Here is a 17,534-nt window from a genome sequence, read left to right on the forward strand (position 1 = left end):
TCAGGAGGCTTGCGCGTGAAAGAAGAAACGGAAAACAGCGCCTAAAAGCCTCCCTGGTGGAGGCTTTTTTTATACGCGTCATCCTTCAAGTTGTCTCTGTATTGGCTGCATTTGCTCTTTTGCCGCGTTGATACAACTTGAATGGTTTGGCGTATAGACGAGCGACTAGTGAATATCGCAACATAACGAGGAAAACCATGTCACATCTCGCAGAGCTGGTTGCCAGTGCAACGGCCGCCATTAACCAGGCTTCAGATGTTGCCGCGTTAGACAATGTCCGCGTCGAATATTTGGGCAAGAAAGGGCACCTGACCCTTCAGATGACTACCCTGCGCGAACTGCCGGCAGAAGAGCGCCCGGCTGCAGGTGCGGTGATAAACGTTGCCAAAGAGCAGGTTCAGCAGGCACTGAACGCGCGTAAAGCCGAATTAGAAAATGCCGCGCTGAATGCCCGTCTGGCTGAAGAAACGATCGATATCTCTTTGCCTGGGCGTCGTATCGAAAACGGCGGTCTGCATCCGGTAACGCGTACTATCGACAGGATTGAAAGTTTCTTCGGTGAGCTGGGCTTTACCGTGGCGACGGGTCCAGAAATCGAAGATGACTATCATAACTTCGATGCGCTGAATATTCCTGGCCATCACCCGGCGCGCGCTGACCACGACACTTTCTGGTTTGACGCGACGCGTCTGCTGCGTACACAGACTTCAGGCGTGCAAATCCGCACCATGAAGGAAAAACAACCGCCGATCCGTATTATCGCTCCGGGCCGTGTATATCGTAACGATTACGATCAGACGCACACCCCAATGTTCCATCAGATGGAAGGGCTGATTGTTGATACCAACATCAACTTCACCAACCTGAAAGGCACGCTGCACGATTTCCTGCGCAACTTCTTTGAAGAAGACCTGCAGGTTCGTTTCCGTCCGTCCTACTTCCCGTTCACCGAACCTTCTGCGGAAGTGGACGTGATGGGCAAAAATGGTAAATGGCTGGAAGTGCTGGGTTGCGGGATGGTTCACCCGAACGTGCTGCGTAACGTCGGCATCGATCCGGAAATCTACTCTGGCTTTGCATTCGGTATGGGTATGGAGCGTCTGACCATGCTGCGTTACGGCGTTACCGATCTGCGTTCTTTCTTCGAAAACGATCTGCGTTTCCTCAAACAGTTTAAATAAAGGCAGGATAAAACAATGAAATTCAGTGAACTGTGGTTACGCGAATGGGTAAACCCGGCAATTGATAGCGATGCGCTGTCAAACCAAATCACGATGGCGGGTCTGGAAGTTGACGGTGTGGATCCCGTTTCCGGCGCGTTCAATGGCGTTGTGGTGGGCGAAGTGGTTGAGTGCGCTCAGCACCCGAACGCTGACAAACTACGCGTTACCAAAGTGAATGTCGGCGGCGACCGCCTGCTGGATATCGTCTGCGGTGCGCCAAACTGCCGTCAGGGCCTGAAAGTGGCCGTGGCAACCGTGGGTGCCGTTCTGCCGGGCGATTTCAAAATCAAAGCCGCTAAACTGCGCGGTGAGCCGTCTGAAGGCATGCTGTGCTCGTTTTCCGAGCTGGGTATTTCCGACGATCATAACGGTATTATCGAACTGCCAGCCGATGCGCCAATTGGCACCGATATCCGTGAATACCTGAAGCTTGACGACAACACTATCGAAATCAGCGTTACGCCGAACCGCGCCGACTGCTTAGGCATTATCGGTGTGGCACGTGACGTTGCTGTACTGAACAAAGCCCCGCTGGTTGAGCCAGAAATGGCGCCTGTGGCCGCAACCATTAGCGACGTCCTGCCGATTCAGGTCGAAGCGGTGGAAGCCTGCCCACGCTACCTGGGGCGCGTGGTAAAAGGTATCAACGTTAAAGCGCCAACCCCGTTGTGGATGAAAGAAAAACTGCGTCGTTGCGGTATCCGCTCTATCGATGCCGTGGTTGACGTGACTAACTATGTGCTGCTCGAACTGGGCCAGCCGATGCACGCCTTCGACAAAGACCGCATTGAAGGCGGGATTGTTGTCCGTATGGCAAAAGAGGGGGAGACCCTGGTATTGCTGGACGGCAGCGAAGCGAAGCTGAATGCGGATACGCTGGTGATTGCGGACCATAACAAAGCGCTGGCGATGGGCGGCATCTTTGGTGGCGAACACTCCGGTGTGAATGATGAAACGCAAAACGTCCTGCTGGAATGCGCATTCTTTAGCCCGCTGTCTATTACTGGTCGCGCACGTCGTCACGGCCTGCACACCGATGCATCTCACCGCTATGAGCGTGGTGTTGACCCGGCTCTGCAGCATAAAGCCATGGAACGCGCGACACGCCTGCTGATTGATATCTGCGGCGGCGAAGCGGGTCCAATCATTGATGTGACGAACGAAGCTACGCTGCCAAAACGCGCAACCATTACGCTTCGCCGTAGCAAACTGGATCGTCTGATCGGACACCATATTGCGGATGAGCAGGTGAGCGACATTCTGCGTCGTCTGGGATGTGACGTGACGGAAGGGCAGGATGAGTGGAAAGCGGTAGCGCCGAGCTGGCGTTTCGATATGGAAATCGAAGAAGACCTGGTAGAAGAGGTCGCCCGCGTATACGGTTATGACAATATCCCGAACACGCCAATTCAGGCGGGTCTTATCATGGGTACGCATCGTGAAGCGGATTTGTCGCTGAAACGCGTAAAAACCATGCTGAATGACAAAGGCTACCAGGAAGTCATTACCTACAGCTTTGTCGACCCGAAAGTCCAGTCGCTGCTGCATCCGGGTGAAGAAGCGCTGCTGCTGCCAAGCCCAATCTCTATTGATATGTCGGCAATGCGTTTGTCCCTGTGGACTGGCTTGCTGTCTACGGTAGTGTACAACCAGAACCGTCAGCAGAACCGCGTGCGTATTTTCGAAACGGGTTTACGTTTCGTTCCGGATACGCAGGCCAACCTCGGGATCCGTCAGGATCTGATGCTGGCGGGTGTGATCTGCGGCAACCGTCATGATGAACACTGGAACCTGGCAAAAGAGACCGTTGATTTCTATGATCTGAAAGGCGATCTGGAAGCGGTTCTCGACCTGACCGGCAAACTGGCGGACATTCAGTTCAACGCTGAAGCGAACCCAGCGCTGCATCCGGGGCAGTCTGCGGCGATTTATCTGAAAGGTGAACGCATTGGTTTCATTGGGGTTGTTCATCCTGAACTGGAACGTAAACTGGATCTGAACGGTCGCACTCTGGTGTTTGAACTGGAGTGGAACAAGCTCGCAGACCGCGTGGTGCCTCAGGCGCGTGAAGTTTCTCGCTTCCCGGCGAACCGTCGCGATATCGCGGTCGTTGTGGCAGAAAACGTTCCCGCTGCGGATATTTTATCCGAGTGTAAGAAAGTTGGCGTAAATCAGGTAGTTGGCGTAAACTTATTTGACGTGTACCGCGGTAAGGGTGTTGCGGAGGGTTATAAGAGCCTCGCTATCAGCCTGATCCTTCAGGATACCAGCCGTACACTTGAAGAAGAGGAGATTGCCGCTACCGTCGCCAAATGTGTAGAGGCATTAAAAGAGCGATTCCAGGCATCATTGAGGGATTGAACCTATGGCGCTTACAAAAGCTGAAATGTCAGAATATCTGTTTGATAAGCTTGGGCTTAGCAAGCGGGATGCCAAAGAACTGGTCGAGCTGTTTTTCGAAGAGATCCGTCGTGCTCTGGAAAATGGTGAGCAGGTAAAACTCTCTGGTTTTGGTAACTTCGATCTGCGTGATAAGAATCAACGTCCGGGACGTAACCCGAAAACGGGCGAAGATATTCCCATTACAGCACGGCGCGTGGTGACCTTCAGACCCGGACAGAAGTTAAAAAGCCGGGTCGAAAACGCAACGCCCAAAGAAGAGTGATTTAACGATACGCAGAGTATGACGCGTATAACTAAAAAGGCCGCTATGCGGCCTTTTTCCTTTTCACTACTGAATCAGCACCGTAGAATCACCTCCATCTCTTTTCAGCAGAATGGAAAACATGCTGACTTTCGCCCATCAACAGCAGCGACGAAACGTGCGCTGGATACTGTCACTGTCAGTACTGATGCTACTGGCAACGATTCTAAGCTTGTGCGCAGGAGAACAGTGGATCGCCCCCGGCGACTGGTTCAGCGCCCGCGGCGATCTGTTCGTCTGGCAAATTCGACTTCCCCGTACTCTTGCCGTTTTGCTGGTAGGCGCTGCGTTGGCCTTATCAGGAGCCGTGATGCAAGCTCTATTTGAAAACCCGCTCGCAGAGCCTGGATTATTGGGCGTGTCTAACGGCGCGGGAGTCGGGCTTATCGCAGCGGTGCTGCTGGGGCAGGGGCAACTCCCCGGCTGGGCGTTGGGTTTATGCGCTATCGCTGGGGCGCTGATTATCACGCTTATTCTGCTACGTTTTGCCCGACGTCATTTGTCTACCAGCCGCCTGTTGTTGGCGGGAGTAGCGCTGGGGATTATCTGTAGCGCGTTGATGACATGGGCCATCTACTTCTCCACGTCTTTTGATTTGCGACAGCTGATGTACTGGATGATGGGGGGCTTTGGTGGCGTAGACTGGCATCAGGCCTGGCTCATGGTGGCGTTGATTCCGGTGCTGGTGTGGATCTGCTGTCAGTCGCAGCCGATGAATATGCTGGCGTTGGGGGAGACTTCCGCACGTCAGCTGGGACTGCCCCTGTGGTTCTGGCGCAACCTGCTGGTGGTCGCCACTGGCTGGATGGTTGGCGTAAGCGTGGCTCTGGCCGGAGCGATTGGCTTTATCGGGCTGGTGATCCCACATATTCTGCGGCTGTGCGGCTTAACCGATCACCGCGTGTTGCTGCCGGGCTGCGCGTTGGCTGGTGCAATCGTACTACTGTTTGCTGATGTTGTCGCGCGTCTGGTGCTGGCCTCGGCTGAGCTGCCAATCGGCGTGGTGACGGCCACCATGGGCGCACCGGTATTTATCTGGCTATTGTTAAAAGCCGCGCGCTAGAACGCGTTGGTTCGGTCTATGATTAAAAACTGAAAATTCACCTGTTGTTCTGGAGATGCTATGCAAAACACTATTCTCGATACAGAAGTGACGACCATCGACGGTGAGGCTACCTCACTGCAGCCGTATTCCGGAAATGTGCTGTTAATCGTCAACGTGGCCTCAAAATGTGGACTGACGCCGCAATACGAGCAACTGGAGAATCTGCAGAAAGCCTGGCATCAACAGGGTTTTACTGTCCTTGGGTTCCCTTGTAACCAGTTTCTGGGTCAGGAGCCGGGCAGCGAAGAGGAAATAAAAACGTATTGCAGTACCACCTGGGGGGTTACCTTCCCAATGTTCAGCAAAATTGACGTTAACGGCGAGGGACGCCATCCGCTGTATCAGAAGCTGATTGATGCCGCGCCAACGGCCACTGCGCCTGCGGATAGTGGGTTCTATGAGCGTATGGCGAGTAAAGGTCGGGCACCGCTCTATCCGGACGATATTCTATGGAATTTCGAGAAGTTTTTAGTGGGGCGAGATGGTCAGGTATTGCAACGATTCTCACCCGATATGACGCCTGAGGATCCCATTCTGGTGCAATCTATCAAGAAGGCGCTGGCGAACTAATGTCTCGATTGATGCAGCTACAGGACGTAGCGGAATCGACCCGTCTCGGCCCGCTTTCTGGTGAGATAAAAGCCGGAGAGATCCTGCATTTAGTGGGGCCTAACGGTGCTGGAAAGAGCACGCTGTTGGCACGAATGGCGGGGCTGACGACCGGTGAGGGCAGCATCATCTTTGGTGATATGCCGCTGGACGAATGGCCGTCAGCAAAGCTGGCGCAATACCGCGCCTATCTGGCGCAACAGCAAAACCCGCCGTTTGCGATGCCGGTCTGGCATTTTCTGACGCTGCATCAGCCAGACAAAGCGCGCACCGATCTGTTACAGGAAATCGCTGATGCGCTTGGGCTTGGGGATAAGCTGGGGCGCAGCGTGAATCAGCTCTCCGGCGGTGAGTGGCAGCGCGTGCGTCTGGCTGCGGTTATCCTGCAGATTAGCCCGCAAGCGAATCCATTCGGCCAACTTTTACTGCTGGATGAGCCGATGAACAGCCTGGACGTGGCGCAACAAAACGCGCTGGACCGCTTGTTGAGTCAGCTGTGTCTGCAGGGCATAGCGATTGTCATGAGCAGCCATGACCTTAATCACACCTTACGTCATGCGCATAAGGCCTGGCTCCTCAAACGTGGGAAGTTGCTTGCCAGCGGCGCTCGTGATGCGGTACTCACGCCCGCCAATCTGTCTGCGGCTTATGGCGTGAACTTCCGTCGTTTGGATATTGAAGGCCACAGAATGCTCATATCAACCACTTAAGTTAAATGGGTTCTTGAAAATCATATAATTTCCACGCTAAATTGGCATAAAAATATAATTCAGAGGATTCGTCCTGAATGCGCTTTTGGCTTCTTTTCATCACAGCATTGTTTTTGGCGGGCTGCAGCAGCCATCGTGCTCCTGCGCCAAATGCCCGATTGTCGGATTCTATCGCGGTTATCGCCGGTCTTAATGACCAGCTACAAACCTGGCATGGCACACCCTATCGTTATGGCGGCATGAGCCGTAGCGGGGTGGATTGTTCTGGATTTGTTTTGATGACAATGCGCGATAAATTCGATCTGCAACTCCCGCGTGATACGCGCACGCAATCAAAGATTGGTACCGAAATTGATAAAGACGATTTGCTGCCCGGCGATCTGGTTTTCTTTAAAACCGGGTCTGGAGAAAGTGGTCTGCATGTCGGAATTTACGATACCAATAATCAATTTATTCATGCCTCCACCAGCCGCGGAGTGATGCGCTCGTCCCTGGACAACGTTTACTGGCGTAAAAACTTTTGGCAGGCGCGACGTATTTAATCCTCATTAGTCACAAGGCCGCCCAGGACTGTGCGGCCTCGGCATTTCCATTTGAAAGTCACTTTTTAATTCTACCATCAGCCGGACTATACCCCTGAACAGTAAGAGCGTATCTTGCTAAAAATATGATTTATCCCGAGATATTAAAAAGTGCAAAGCTGGATATTCGCTTATAATCAGGATAAGCTAAAAAAAAGGATTCGATTTACTGGCTATAAAGGGAAAAATGAAAGGGCCTCTACTTGCATCAGCAATAACGTATTTCTCCATCCTTTGCTACAGGATGCCGGATAACACCTATGCAGAGGGGCTGGCGCGATGATTGTTTCACTGGATACTCTTTACCATTCAGAGTTTTCTTTTTTGCCTGCGAGAAGCGAAAAAGGCGATCTTGAATACGTCGATATCATCACCAGTTTCGCCAGCGCGGATGGGGATGTGCGTATACCCACCGAGCTGGTCCTACCTCGGATGTCGGATGAAGAGCAATGTCGCTTATTTACCGAAAAGCTTGAATTAATCGAAACGTGCCAACATTTTTTTATTCAGCGAAATGTCCTGGCCTGGATTAATTTAACGCCGGCAATTGCTAATACTTTATTATCAGATGCTAAATTTGCTTCACAAGTTGAACGATTTTCATTTCTGGAACTGGCTATTAATGAAAACTATCCAGAGTTAAATAATGGAAAAGAGAATCCAACGCTGGCCGCGCTGGCGGCGAGATTTCCATTAGTTCTGACAAACTATGGTGCTGGCGGTATATCCACCCGGGCAATTTTTGATGGGCTGTTCAAACGCGTTGTGTTAGATAAAAACTTTGTTCAACAAAGGATTACACATATTTCGTTTGAGCCGTTTATGCGGGCTATTCTGGCACAGTTATCTCCCAGCAGTGAGTCAATCATCATTAGCGGTATCGATACGCCAGAGATGTTAGCGCGCGTACTGCCTTTGGGATTCAGCGCCATACAGGGCGCGCTGTGGCCCGCCGTGCCACCGGCACAGATAATTTCGTTATCCAGAATATAACCCTTTTATTTGCTGGTGTTTAACAGGCTTTTAACAGTCTACACTAGAGACAGGAGGCCCTATGACCCTGTCTTTTACCACTCGCTGGCGTGATGAATTACCAGCAACCTATACAGCACTTTCGCCGACACCCCTGAAAAACGCACGCCTGATCTGGCATAACGATGCGCTGGCGGAGCTATTAGCTATTCCTGAGTCGCTTTTTGATATTCCGAGCGGAGCGGGTGTTTGGGGTGGCGAATCGCTGCTCCCCGGGATGTCGCCTTTAGCGCAAGTGTATAGCGGACATCAGTTTGGCGTCTGGGCAGGCCAGCTTGGCGATGGCCGCGGGATCCTGCTGGGCGAGCAACGGCTCGCTGATGGCTCCACGTTTGACTGGCACCTGAAAGGCGCCGGACTTACGCCTTATTCCCGTATGGGGGATGGGCGCGCCGTACTGCGCTCAACAATTCGCGAAAGCCTGGCCAGCGAAGCGATGCACTACCTGGGCATACCAACCACGCGGGCATTGTCGATTGTTACCAGCGACACGCCGGTGTATCGCGAAACGGTAGAAGCAGGGGCGATGCTCATTCGCGTGGCGCAAAGCCATATGCGTTTTGGCCATTTTGAACACTTCTACTATCGCCGCGAGCCGGAAAAAGTGCGTCAGTTGGCTGATTTTGCAATTCGCCATTATTGGTCGCAATGGCAGGAAGAAGCCGATAAATACCAGCTGTGGTTTAACGATGTTGTCACGCGTACAGCGACGTTAATCGCTGACTGGCAAGCGGTAGGATTTGCGCATGGAGTCATGAACACGGACAACATGTCGATTCTGGGACTGACGATGGATTACGGTCCATTCGGTTTTCTAGATGACTACGAGCCCGATTTTATCTGCAACCACTCGGACAACCAGGGACGATACAGTTTCGATAATCAACCGGCCGCGGCGCTGTGGAACTTGCAACGTCTGGCGCAAACCCTGTCGCCATTTATCCCGGTCGAGACGCTCAATGATGCGCTGGACGGTTACCAACTGGCGCTGTTAACTCGCTACGGTCAGCGGATGCGGCAAAAGCTCGGCTTCTTTAGCGAGCAGAAAGACGATAACGAATTGCTAAGCGAACTGTTTAGTCTGATGGCGAGGGAAAGAAGCGACTATACGCGAACGTTTCGTATGCTCAGCCAAACGGAACAACACAGTGCGCAATCCCCACTGCGCGATGAGTTTATCGACCGCGCGGCGTTTGACGACTGGTTCACGCGGTATCGCTCGCGTCTACAGCAAGACAACATTGCTGACGCAGTCAGACAAACGCAGATGAAGGCGGCTAACCCGGCGATGGTATTACGTAACTGGCTGGCGCAACGGGCGATTAGTCAGGCAGAGCAGGGGGATTACGCCGAGCTGCATCGGTTGCACCAGGCGTTGCGTACCCCGTTTACCGATCGTGATGATGACTATGTCAGCCGTCCACCTGACTGGGGTAAACGGCTGGAAGTGAGCTGTTCAAGTTAAAGGGCCAGAAACACCTGCGGAGATCCGTTGGCCGGATGCTGGCCAACGTGTACCTGAGCGCCATACCAGCGCTTCAGGTCATCGGCCTGTAGCACGCTCTCAGGCGTTCCCTGCGATACCAACCTGCCATCGTGCAGCAACACTATTCTGTCCGCCCATAGTGCGGCGAGGTTCAGATCGTGAAGCACAATGCACACATGTAGCTCTCCCGAAGCGGTTAGCGTCTTCAGCAAGCGCAACAGGTGCTGCTGGTGATAAAGATCCAGCGCAGAGGTGGGTTCATCAAGGAATAACCAACCGCGAGGCGCGCCGTGGCACCAAAGTTGCGCCAGTGCACGGGCCAACTGCACTCGCTGTTGCTCGCCGCCGGAAAGTGCGGCGTATTGCCGGCCCGCCAACGGTGTGCACCCGGTCATTTCCATTACCTGAGCGATAAGCTGGGGTTCCTGCTGTTGGGTCCAGGGCGCACGTCCCATCGCGATGACGGCCTCTACCGGCCAGTCAAATCCCAGTTGCGTTTGCTGGCGCATTACCGCCCGATGCCGCGACAGCGTTTGGGTAGGCCACTCCTCCAGCGGTTTGCCCGCCAGCACGCAGCGCCCGGTTGCCGGTTTGAGAAAACCGGTCAGCAGGCGCAGCAGGGTGGATTTTCCCGCACCGTTTGGGCCGATGAGCGCCACCAGTTCACCTTTTGCGAGGGCGAGTGATACATCGTCAATTACCGCTCTGCCAGCCACGCGATAATGAATCCCTTCAGCGATGAAATGTTCAGCCATGCGGTCCTCGCTGACGAAAAATAAGCCATAAAAACCACGGTGCGCCGAGAAGACTGGTCAACAGACCGACCGGCATCTCTGCAGGGGCAACCGCCGTACGGGCCAACGTGTCGGCAATCAGTAACAGAAACGCGCCCGCCAGCACGGATCCCGGAATAACGGCCCGATGATCTGAGCCAAGCCACATGCGCATCAGATGCGGGATAACCAACCCGATAAATCCAATTACGCCGCTTACCGCCACGGCTGCGGCAACCAGCAATGCGCTACAAAGCAGCAAAATACGCTGAACGGTACGAACATCTACGCCGAGATAATGCGCCTCTTCCTCACCCAACTGCAGCAGGTTCAGTGCCGGCGCCAGACGCCAGATAATCAGCACCGTCGGGATAGTCAGCGAGGTTACCGCCAGCAGCGTGGACCATTGCGCAGCCCCCAGACTTCCCATTCCCCATAGCGACAGCTGGCGCAGTTGCGCATCATTACTGACCCACGACAGAACGCCAACCGCCGCCCCGCAAAGCGCGTTGATGGCAATACCGACCAGTAGCAGACGCGAGAGTGATCCGTCGCGCTGTTGGCTGAGGATAAAAATCACCACCGTTGCCGCCAGGGCACCCATAAAAGCGGCCAGCATTGGGGCGTACAGCATCAGCAGCGCGGGCAAAGAGACAGGCAGTACCACCCACAGGGCGACGGCGCAGGCGGCGCCGCTGCTTATCCCCAGTAATCCCGGGTCAGCTAGCGGGTTGCGAAACAGTCCCTGCATCACGCAGCCTGCGAGCGCCAGAGAGCCGCCAATCACCAGCGCCAGCAGGACGCGCGGCAGACGAATTGTGAGCCAGATTTGACGCAGTGCCTCATCGCCATCATGCCAGAGCAGACTTACCGGCAGGCGCAACGCGCCAAAACCGGTAGCCAGGATTGTCATCATGACTAATATGAGTGCGAGCGCCCATAAAGAATAACTGATACGTCGGGACATCAGGGCAATTGCTCTGCTTTAGCGCGAAGCTGCAAAATGGCCTGCGGCGTACGCACGCTGAAGCCGAGTAGCGCCATATCATCCACCTGTAACACCTGTTTATTCCGCCCGGCAGGCGTTAGCGCAAGGCCCGGCAGCGCCCACAGGTTATCTTCGCCACCCATCGCCTTAACGCCGTCCTGTGAAATCACCACCAGATCGGGCTGGCTGGCAATGACGCCTTCCTGTGACAGCGGCTGATAGCGGTTAACGCCCTGCATGGCGTTGTGCAAACCGGCGGCACGAATAGCCGCATCGGCTCCGGTTTGCTGGCCCGCCGCCATTGCAGTCATCCCGCCATGATTAAGAATAAACAGCACGCGTTTATTTAGTTCAGATGACGGCAACGCCGCCATTTCCTGACGTAAGCTGGCGCGCAGCGTTTCGCCTTCGGCCTGCCGATGGGTTGCTTCGGCGATGACGCGAATTTTTTCATCAATCACCTCAAGATCGTTGCTCGCCGGGATCGTAACAACCCTGACGTTGCTCTGCTCAAGCTGTTTTAGCGCCAGAGAGGGCTGTGCCTGCGCGCTGGCAAGGACCAGCGTAGGGCGTGTAGCAAGGATCCCTTCGGCGTTGAGTTGGCGTAAGTAACCAACATCCGGTAGCGCGTTTGCTGCTTCAGGCCACTGGCTGGTGCTGTCTCGCGCCACAAGGGAAGACTGTGCTCCCAATGCGTATACAATCTCGGTAACATCGCCACCGAGTGCAACAACCCGTTCCCCGGCAGCAGCCAGCGCTGCAATGGGCAGCAGCGCGATCAGGACCAGCAGTTTTTTCATGCGGCCAGTCCTTTCGGCGTCAGCGCGTCAATCTGTGCACGCCATTGCGTCTGCTCCGGCTCGCCTTCCGTACGTTGACCGTACAACTGGGCAATTTGCGTGCCGTCGGCAGCAAACAGTTCCAGACTGGTGACGTGTCCATCGGCGGTCGGTTTGCGCGTTACCCATGTTTCTGCCACGCTCTCTGCCAGCAGGTGTAAGGTAAATGCCGGGTTGAATATATTCAGCCAGCCTTTCATCGGTACCAATTTTTCAATCACGCCGGTAAAAATCTGTACGCAGCCGCGATTACCCACAAAGATCATGATTTCATTGCCATCCTGACGCGCGGTGTCGAGTAACTGCACCAGTGCACTATTAGAAACTTTACAGGCCAGATCGTCGCCCACCAGATTAAACGCCTGTTGGCGGGTGAGGTCGTGGCGTTTCAGCAGACCGAAGAACTGATGGACATCGGTCATTGCTCGCCACTCTTGATCAACGGTCTGCGCATCGACCGTGACGACGGCGGGAGCAGAATTGTTGGCGGGTTGCAGCACCAGTGGCGGGTTTTCGGCAAAGATGAATCGGGTCAGCAACGCCGCCCAATCCTCAATGAGGGTATTCTGTGTGGCGTAGACCTTCAGCAGCGCATCTCCCTGATGGTCAAAGAACTGGATGCTCTGACGTTCGCCGTGGGCGGTTGTTTCGCTGATATGAAATACGCTTGCCCACTGATTGAGGAACAGGCGCAGGTCGAGGGCGCGCGGATTAAGAACCAGCCCGGCATGACCGTTGAGGTGCTGATTTGTAAAAGCACCCACCTGCTCATGTACCGCGTATTCGTTGCGGCAAATGCATTTGGTTTCGCCTACGGTTTCCAGTGCGCCGAGGATTTCGCGTACTTCGCCACGTAAGCGCCAGGCGTCATGACCGACGCGGGCGAAGGTCAGTTCGGCTTCGCTAATATTCATCAACCCCGCAATGTCACGTGCGTATTTGCCAGGATTTTCTTTCTTCAGTTCCAGCCAGCGTGTGTAATGATTCATTGTCTCTTCCTTCCAGATTGCTACCCCGGCGAACCGGGGAAAAGTGATTACCACTGATAACTCACGAAAATTTTGCCATTACGACCATCCTGCGGAATGCCTTGCGGCGACCAGTACTCTTTGTCGAAGGCGTTGCCCAGTACCAGTGTGGTGGTCATACCTTTCAGCGCTTGTTGGCCCTGATAGCTCACGTAGAAATCGTTTACCGCATAGCCGGGCTGTTTAGTGTAGCTGCTGCTGATATGCGTTGAACGATCGGCAAATGTCCCTATCCAGCCCACGGAGAATCCGCTGTGCGCAACCGGCACGTTCAGTTTGCTGGTGACCGTATCTGGGTTAATGCTGGAAATGTATTCTCCCGTGTCAGTATCTTTGCCGCGCGTACGGTTATAGGCCATGTCGAGGCTGAACAGATCGGCGGAATATTTCGCCATGACGTCCCAGCCCCAGATTTTCGCGTTGGGGACGTTATAAGACATCGTTGTTGCGGCGGCGAAGTCGACGCTGGTGGAGATGTAATCTTTCGCTTTGGTGTCGAAATAGCTGGCTTTAAATTCGAGCGCATCGCTTGCCATCAGCAGATCGTCAAAGCGCAGACCAAATCCGTATTCCTGCGTTTCGTTGGTTTCCGGACGCAGGTTAGGGTTTGGCACCCAGTAGTTGGTGTAGAAACGGCCAATCGAGAAGTGTTTCGCATCGTTATACATCTCGCCCATAGTCGGTGCACGGAAGGCCTGAGCGTAAGAACCAAACAGCATCAGCCAGTCTGCTGGCGCAACGGTGAGTCCGGCGCGGGACGACCATTTATCGGCATCGACATCTTCATAGCCGTCGCTGCTGCCGCGATAAGAGTCATAACGGGTACCGCCCAGCAGCGTAACCGGCAGATCGCGCAGGGTGATTTCATCCTGTAGCCAGCCGGAGCTGAAATCGATCTTTGCCTCTGGGAAACCGGTGGTTGTGCCACCTGGCTGTTGTTCCTGACGATAGTACTCACCGCCGTAGGTCAGCAGGTGAGATGCGAAAGAGTCGGTAAACAGGCGGGTACGGTTGTCGAGTTTACCGCCTTTGGTCGTCTGCTTGCGAAACTCGCCGGTGTTATCCGTGTTTTGTGCATTAATGCGCGCTTCGGACCAGTAAATACGAGCATCCGCGTTCAGCCAGTCATTGTCCGCCGGGGAGAGCGAGTAGGTCAGTTGCGCATCGCGCTGGATCGTTGAACGGTTGGTCATCGGGTTGCTGGTGGCATCCGCTGCGCTGGTTTGCGGATTTTTAGGTTCACGGGTGTCATTGTTGTAGTAACGCAGCGAACCGGCCAGCGTCTGGGCGCTGTCAATTTTCCAACTGCCTTTCGCCAGCATATTGTTGATCGCTTCGTCGTTTGGCGCTGTTGTACCGTCACTCTGACGCAAATCACCACGATCGCGACTCGACCAGGCAAGCAGTCCGTCCAGCGTATCGGTGCGCCCAAAAGCGCTGGCGCCCATACCGAGGCTGTGATCGCCGGTTGCCGCAGTACCAAACACGCGATAACCGCTGTTTTGTCCGGCTTCCAGCAGATCTTTGGCATCCGCTGTGTCATAGGCGATCACACCGCCCAGCGCACCGCTGCCGTACAGCAGTGCAGAAGGGCCGCGTACGACTTCGATGCGTTTGATAAGCGCCGGGTCGAGGAAGGTACTGTTCAGGTGTCCGGTGTCGGTGCCCTGACGAACGCCGTCAACCAGCACCAGAACGCCGCGTCGATCGTAGCCGCGTAGATTCACGTCCTGGCCATTGGTACGACCTGTGCCATCGAGGGTCAGACCCGGAACCGTCCGCAACAGATCGGCTGCCGAGCTGGCGGTCTGGTTTTCTGGGGCCGTGGCATCAATCACGCTGACCATCATCGGCGCTTCAAAGGCGCTACGGGCATTGCCAGTGGCGGTAACGGTCATATCTTCAACCGCCGCATAAGCGACGGCGGGCAGGTTACTGATAATCGCCAGCGCCAACAGTGATGGACGCAGGGATGCAGTGTGCAGGTGTGGCATAGCAACTCTCCATTAGGAAATCGAAAAGCGCTGGCTGCCTGGGGATTACCTGGGTGGCTGGCGAAAAGTGTTGTTTATTTAGTCAGAATGAGTTTTCCGGCTTGGGTCTGGCGCAGCAGATAGAGCTGACCATCGTGTTCTATGATCACGCGTCCCTCTTTGCCCAATAGACTTTTACTGTCAATTCGACGCTCGTTTGGCGCGACAGCAGGGGGGGCTTTCTCTTTTGCGTGCGTTGTTGTTGTGTTATCCATACGTGAAATAGTTTTTAAAAATAACAATCAATTTAACAATGATAATCATTATCATCAAACTGCAAATTTGCGGCAAGCATTTTTGTGAAATAATTGTGACGAGAATAGATTTTGTACAACAAGGAGGGGAAAAACAAAGGATTAGCACCGGGCAACGTGATGTTACCCGGCGAACAACATTAAAAACGGCTATCAACCGCAGAGGCGAGTTTTTCAACCAACAGTTCAGTATCTTCCCAGTTTAGGCATGGGTCGGTAATGGACTGACCGTAAACCAGCGGCTGGCCGCTAACGATTTTTTGCGTACCTTCACGCAGGAAACTCTCCGCCATAATCCCGGCAATCGCCGTCGAACCGTTGCGAATTTGCTGACACACGTCATCACAAACGTCCAACTGACGACGATGCTGCTTCTGGCAATTGCCGTGGCTAAAATCGACTACCAGATGCTCAGGCAGCGAAAATTCGTGCAGGGTATCGCAGGCGGCGGCAATATCTTCAGCATAATAATTCGGCTTTTTACCGCCGCGCATAATGATATGTCCGTAAGGATTACCGCTGGTTTGATAAATGGTCATCTGGCCGGTTTTATCCGGAGAGAGGAACATGTGGCTGGCGCGGGAGGCGCGGATCGCATCGACAGCGATACGCGTGTTGCCATCCGTGCCGTTTTTAAAGCCGACCGGACAGGAGAGCGCGGACGCCATTTCACGGTGGATTTGGCTTTCGGTGGTGCGCGCGCCAATGGCTCCCCAACTGATTAAATCGGCAATAAACTGACCGGTCACCATGTCGAGGAATTCTGTTGCCGTGGGTACGCCCAGTTCATTGACCTGCAACAGCAGCTTGCGCGCCAGTTCAATGCCGTGATTCACGCGGTAGCTGCCGTTTAAATCCGGGTCGGAAATTAAGCCTTTCCAGCCCACGACGGTGCGCGGTTTTTCAAAATAGGTGCGCATCACGATTTCCAGGCGCGCCTGATGTTTTTCGCGCAGCCCCTGCAAGCGGGTCGCGTATTCCATGGCGGCATCAAGATCGTGAATCGAGCAGGGACCTACGATCACCAGCAAACGAGCGTCTTCACCATTTAATATTTTTTCTATCCGACGTCGGGATTCCGTGACATGACGGGCGACGGAGGAAGAAACAGGATGCCGTTGCGCAAGCTCTGCTGGAGTGACCAGATTGTCAATACGCGCAGTACGGAGTTCATCGGTTCTGTTCATTACTTGTCTCAGAAATTTGTTGCTTCAACGGCAGGACTACCGGGAAGTGATGTACATCACAATATCACACTCATCCTGCCTGGTGGCGAGCATAATAACAAAAAATCGAACCAATGCACTAGCATTCTAGTACATGCGGCGATTCAGCCCCATTATGTCGAGGATCTTGGTAGCAATCTCTTCTACCGAATAATTGGTACTGTTCAGCCATGGGATCTGATTTTTACGATACAGCGCTTCCACCTCAGCCACCTCCATACGGCACTGGCGTATGGAGGCGTAACGGCTGTTCTCCCGGCGCTCTTCGCGGATGGCCGCCAGGCGCTCAGGGTCGATGGTCAGGCCGAATAATTTATGCTGCAACGGCTTCAGTGACGCTGGCAGCACTAGATTATCCATATCATCGGCAATAAAGGGGTAGTTGGCCGCACGAATACCAAACTGCATCGCCAAATAAAGACTAGTTGGGGTTTTGCCGCAGCGAGAAACGCCGAGCAGGATCACCTGCGCCTGATCGAGGTTGCGCAACGAAATACCGTCGTCATGGGCCAGGGTGTAATCAATGGCGGCAATGCGCGCATCGTACTTGTTGAGGTTGCCGGGATTCAGACCGTGGGTACGATGGGCTATCGGCGTGGGATCGAGCTTCATTTCGTGCTGCAGTGGGGCAACCAATGCCTGCACGATATCCTGACAAAATCCTTCGCTTTGTAGAATGATTGAGCGAATTTCCGGCAAGACGATGGAGTAAAACACCAGAGGGCGCACCCCAGTTTGTTGGTAGATCGCGTCAATCTGGTCTTTAACCGCCCGCGCACGACTCTCATTTTCCACAAACGGCAGCGTAATGCTGCTGATCGTGACCGGAAATTGCGACATTACCGCGTGGCCCAATACCTCGGCGGTGATGGCCGTACCATCAGAAATATAAAATACGTGACGATCAACAGCATTATCCATTTTGCTCATCCTGGGGCTGACA

17 protein-coding genes and 1 other annotated feature (1 of these 18 only partly in view) are annotated in these 17,534 nt (G+C 54.0%); of the genes, 9 read left to right on the forward strand and 8 right to left on the reverse strand.

Features of this window, described 5'->3' with window-relative positions:
* Positions 1 to 73 (forward strand) — a sequence feature (Phe leader region) (it extends 52 nt beyond the left edge of the window).
* A 124-nt stretch (positions 74 to 197) separates the two neighbouring features.
* The 9 genes from pheS (at position 198) to selO (ending at position 9,429) form a co-directional block, all read left to right on the forward strand.
* Positions 198 to 1,181 (forward strand): phenylalanine--tRNA ligase subunit alpha, encoded by a 984-nt coding sequence (gene pheS / locus WHR59_RS10750; RefSeq protein ID WP_043016596.1) that lies wholly within the window; start codon positions 198 to 200, stop codon positions 1,179 to 1,181.
* A gap of 15 nt (positions 1,182 to 1,196) precedes the next feature.
* A complete protein-coding gene (gene pheT, locus WHR59_RS10755) occupies positions 1,197 to 3,584 on the forward strand; it encodes a phenylalanine--tRNA ligase subunit beta (protein ID WP_213732873.1) in 2,388 nt (795 codons plus the stop codon).
* Positions 3,585 to 3,588: 4 nt separating this feature from the next.
* On the forward strand, positions 3,589 to 3,888 hold the full coding sequence (gene ihfA, locus WHR59_RS10760; protein ID WP_003030571.1) for an integration host factor subunit alpha: 300 nt from the start codon (positions 3,589 to 3,591) through the stop codon (positions 3,886 to 3,888).
* A gap of 121 nt (positions 3,889 to 4,009) precedes the next feature.
* Positions 4,010 to 4,990 carry a vitamin B12 ABC transporter permease BtuC gene (gene btuC / locus WHR59_RS10765; protein ID WP_043016594.1) on the forward strand — a complete coding sequence of 327 codons (981 nt, stop codon included), beginning with the start codon at positions 4,010 to 4,012 and terminating at the stop codon, positions 4,988 to 4,990.
* A gap of 60 nt (positions 4,991 to 5,050) precedes the next feature.
* Positions 5,051 to 5,602: a glutathione peroxidase gene (locus WHR59_RS10770; RefSeq protein WP_075146064.1), complete on the forward strand. Its 552-nt coding sequence runs from the start codon at positions 5,051 to 5,053 to the stop codon at positions 5,600 to 5,602.
* On the forward strand, positions 5,602 to 6,351 hold the full coding sequence (gene btuD / locus WHR59_RS10775) for a vitamin B12 ABC transporter ATP-binding protein BtuD (protein ID WP_087050646.1): 750 nt from the start codon (positions 5,602 to 5,604) through the stop codon (positions 6,349 to 6,351). Before WHR59_RS10770 ends, btuD begins: the two co-directional genes overlap by 1 nt.
* A 77-nt stretch (positions 6,352 to 6,428) precedes the next feature.
* Entirely contained in the window at positions 6,429 to 6,893 is a 465-nt protein-coding gene (locus WHR59_RS10780; protein ID WP_003832591.1) for an NlpC/P60 family protein, read from the forward strand.
* Positions 6,894 to 7,211: 318 nt separating this feature from the next.
* Positions 7,212 to 7,925, forward strand: coding sequence for an EAL domain-containing protein (locus WHR59_RS10785; RefSeq protein ID WP_047411698.1), 714 nt, complete (start codon positions 7,212 to 7,214; stop codon positions 7,923 to 7,925).
* 61 nt (positions 7,926 to 7,986) lie between these two features.
* A complete protein-coding gene (selO, locus tag WHR59_RS10790) occupies positions 7,987 to 9,429 on the forward strand; it encodes a protein adenylyltransferase SelO (protein WP_087050645.1) in 1,443 nt (480 codons plus the stop codon).
* Here the strand turns inward: selO and WHR59_RS10795 are convergent.
* From WHR59_RS10795 to ppsR, 8 genes are all read right to left on the reverse strand, one after another.
* A complete protein-coding gene (locus WHR59_RS10795; RefSeq protein WP_338843982.1) occupies positions 9,426 to 10,205 on the reverse strand; it encodes a heme ABC transporter ATP-binding protein in 780 nt (259 codons plus the stop codon). The two genes, selO and WHR59_RS10795, sit on opposite strands and share 4 nt — an antisense overlap.
* Positions 10,198 to 11,190, reverse strand: a complete 993-nt coding sequence (locus tag WHR59_RS10800) for a FecCD family ABC transporter permease (RefSeq protein WP_043016588.1) — start codon at positions 11,188 to 11,190, stop codon at positions 10,198 to 10,200. Before WHR59_RS10800 ends, WHR59_RS10795 begins: the two co-directional genes overlap by 8 nt.
* Positions 11,190 to 12,011: a heme/hemin ABC transporter substrate-binding protein gene (locus WHR59_RS10805; protein WP_043016587.1), complete on the reverse strand. Its 822-nt coding sequence runs from the start codon at positions 12,009 to 12,011 to the stop codon at positions 11,190 to 11,192. The genes WHR59_RS10800 and WHR59_RS10805 overlap by 1 nt, the downstream gene beginning before the upstream one ends.
* Positions 12,008 to 13,039 carry a hematinate-forming heme oxygenase ChuS gene (gene chuS, locus WHR59_RS10810; RefSeq protein ID WP_080625091.1) on the reverse strand — a complete coding sequence of 344 codons (1,032 nt, stop codon included), beginning with the start codon at positions 13,037 to 13,039 and terminating at the stop codon, positions 12,008 to 12,010. The genes WHR59_RS10805 and chuS overlap by 4 nt, the downstream gene beginning before the upstream one ends.
* A 47-nt stretch (positions 13,040 to 13,086) precedes the next feature.
* Positions 13,087 to 15,072, reverse strand: a complete 1,986-nt coding sequence (locus WHR59_RS10815) for a TonB-dependent hemoglobin/transferrin/lactoferrin family receptor (protein WP_100194459.1) — start codon at positions 15,070 to 15,072, stop codon at positions 13,087 to 13,089.
* A 74-nt stretch (positions 15,073 to 15,146) separates the two neighbouring features.
* Positions 15,147 to 15,335 carry a hemin uptake protein HemP gene (gene hemP, locus WHR59_RS10820; RefSeq protein WP_072033381.1) on the reverse strand — a complete coding sequence of 63 codons (189 nt, stop codon included), beginning with the start codon at positions 15,333 to 15,335 and terminating at the stop codon, positions 15,147 to 15,149.
* 170 nt (positions 15,336 to 15,505) lie between these two features.
* A complete protein-coding gene (gene aroH, locus WHR59_RS10825; RefSeq protein ID WP_047411681.1) occupies positions 15,506 to 16,552 on the reverse strand; it encodes a 3-deoxy-7-phosphoheptulonate synthase AroH in 1,047 nt (348 codons plus the stop codon).
* Between the two features lie 126 nt (positions 16,553 to 16,678).
* Entirely contained in the window at positions 16,679 to 17,512 is an 834-nt protein-coding gene (ppsR, locus tag WHR59_RS10830) for a posphoenolpyruvate synthetase regulatory kinase/phosphorylase PpsR (RefSeq protein WP_338843983.1), read from the reverse strand.
* Positions 17,513 to 17,534 lie beyond the last annotated feature (22 nt).

Source organism: Citrobacter europaeus (genome assembly GCF_037482245.1).
GTDB lineage: Bacteria > Pseudomonadota > Gammaproteobacteria > Enterobacterales > Enterobacteriaceae > Citrobacter > Citrobacter europaeus.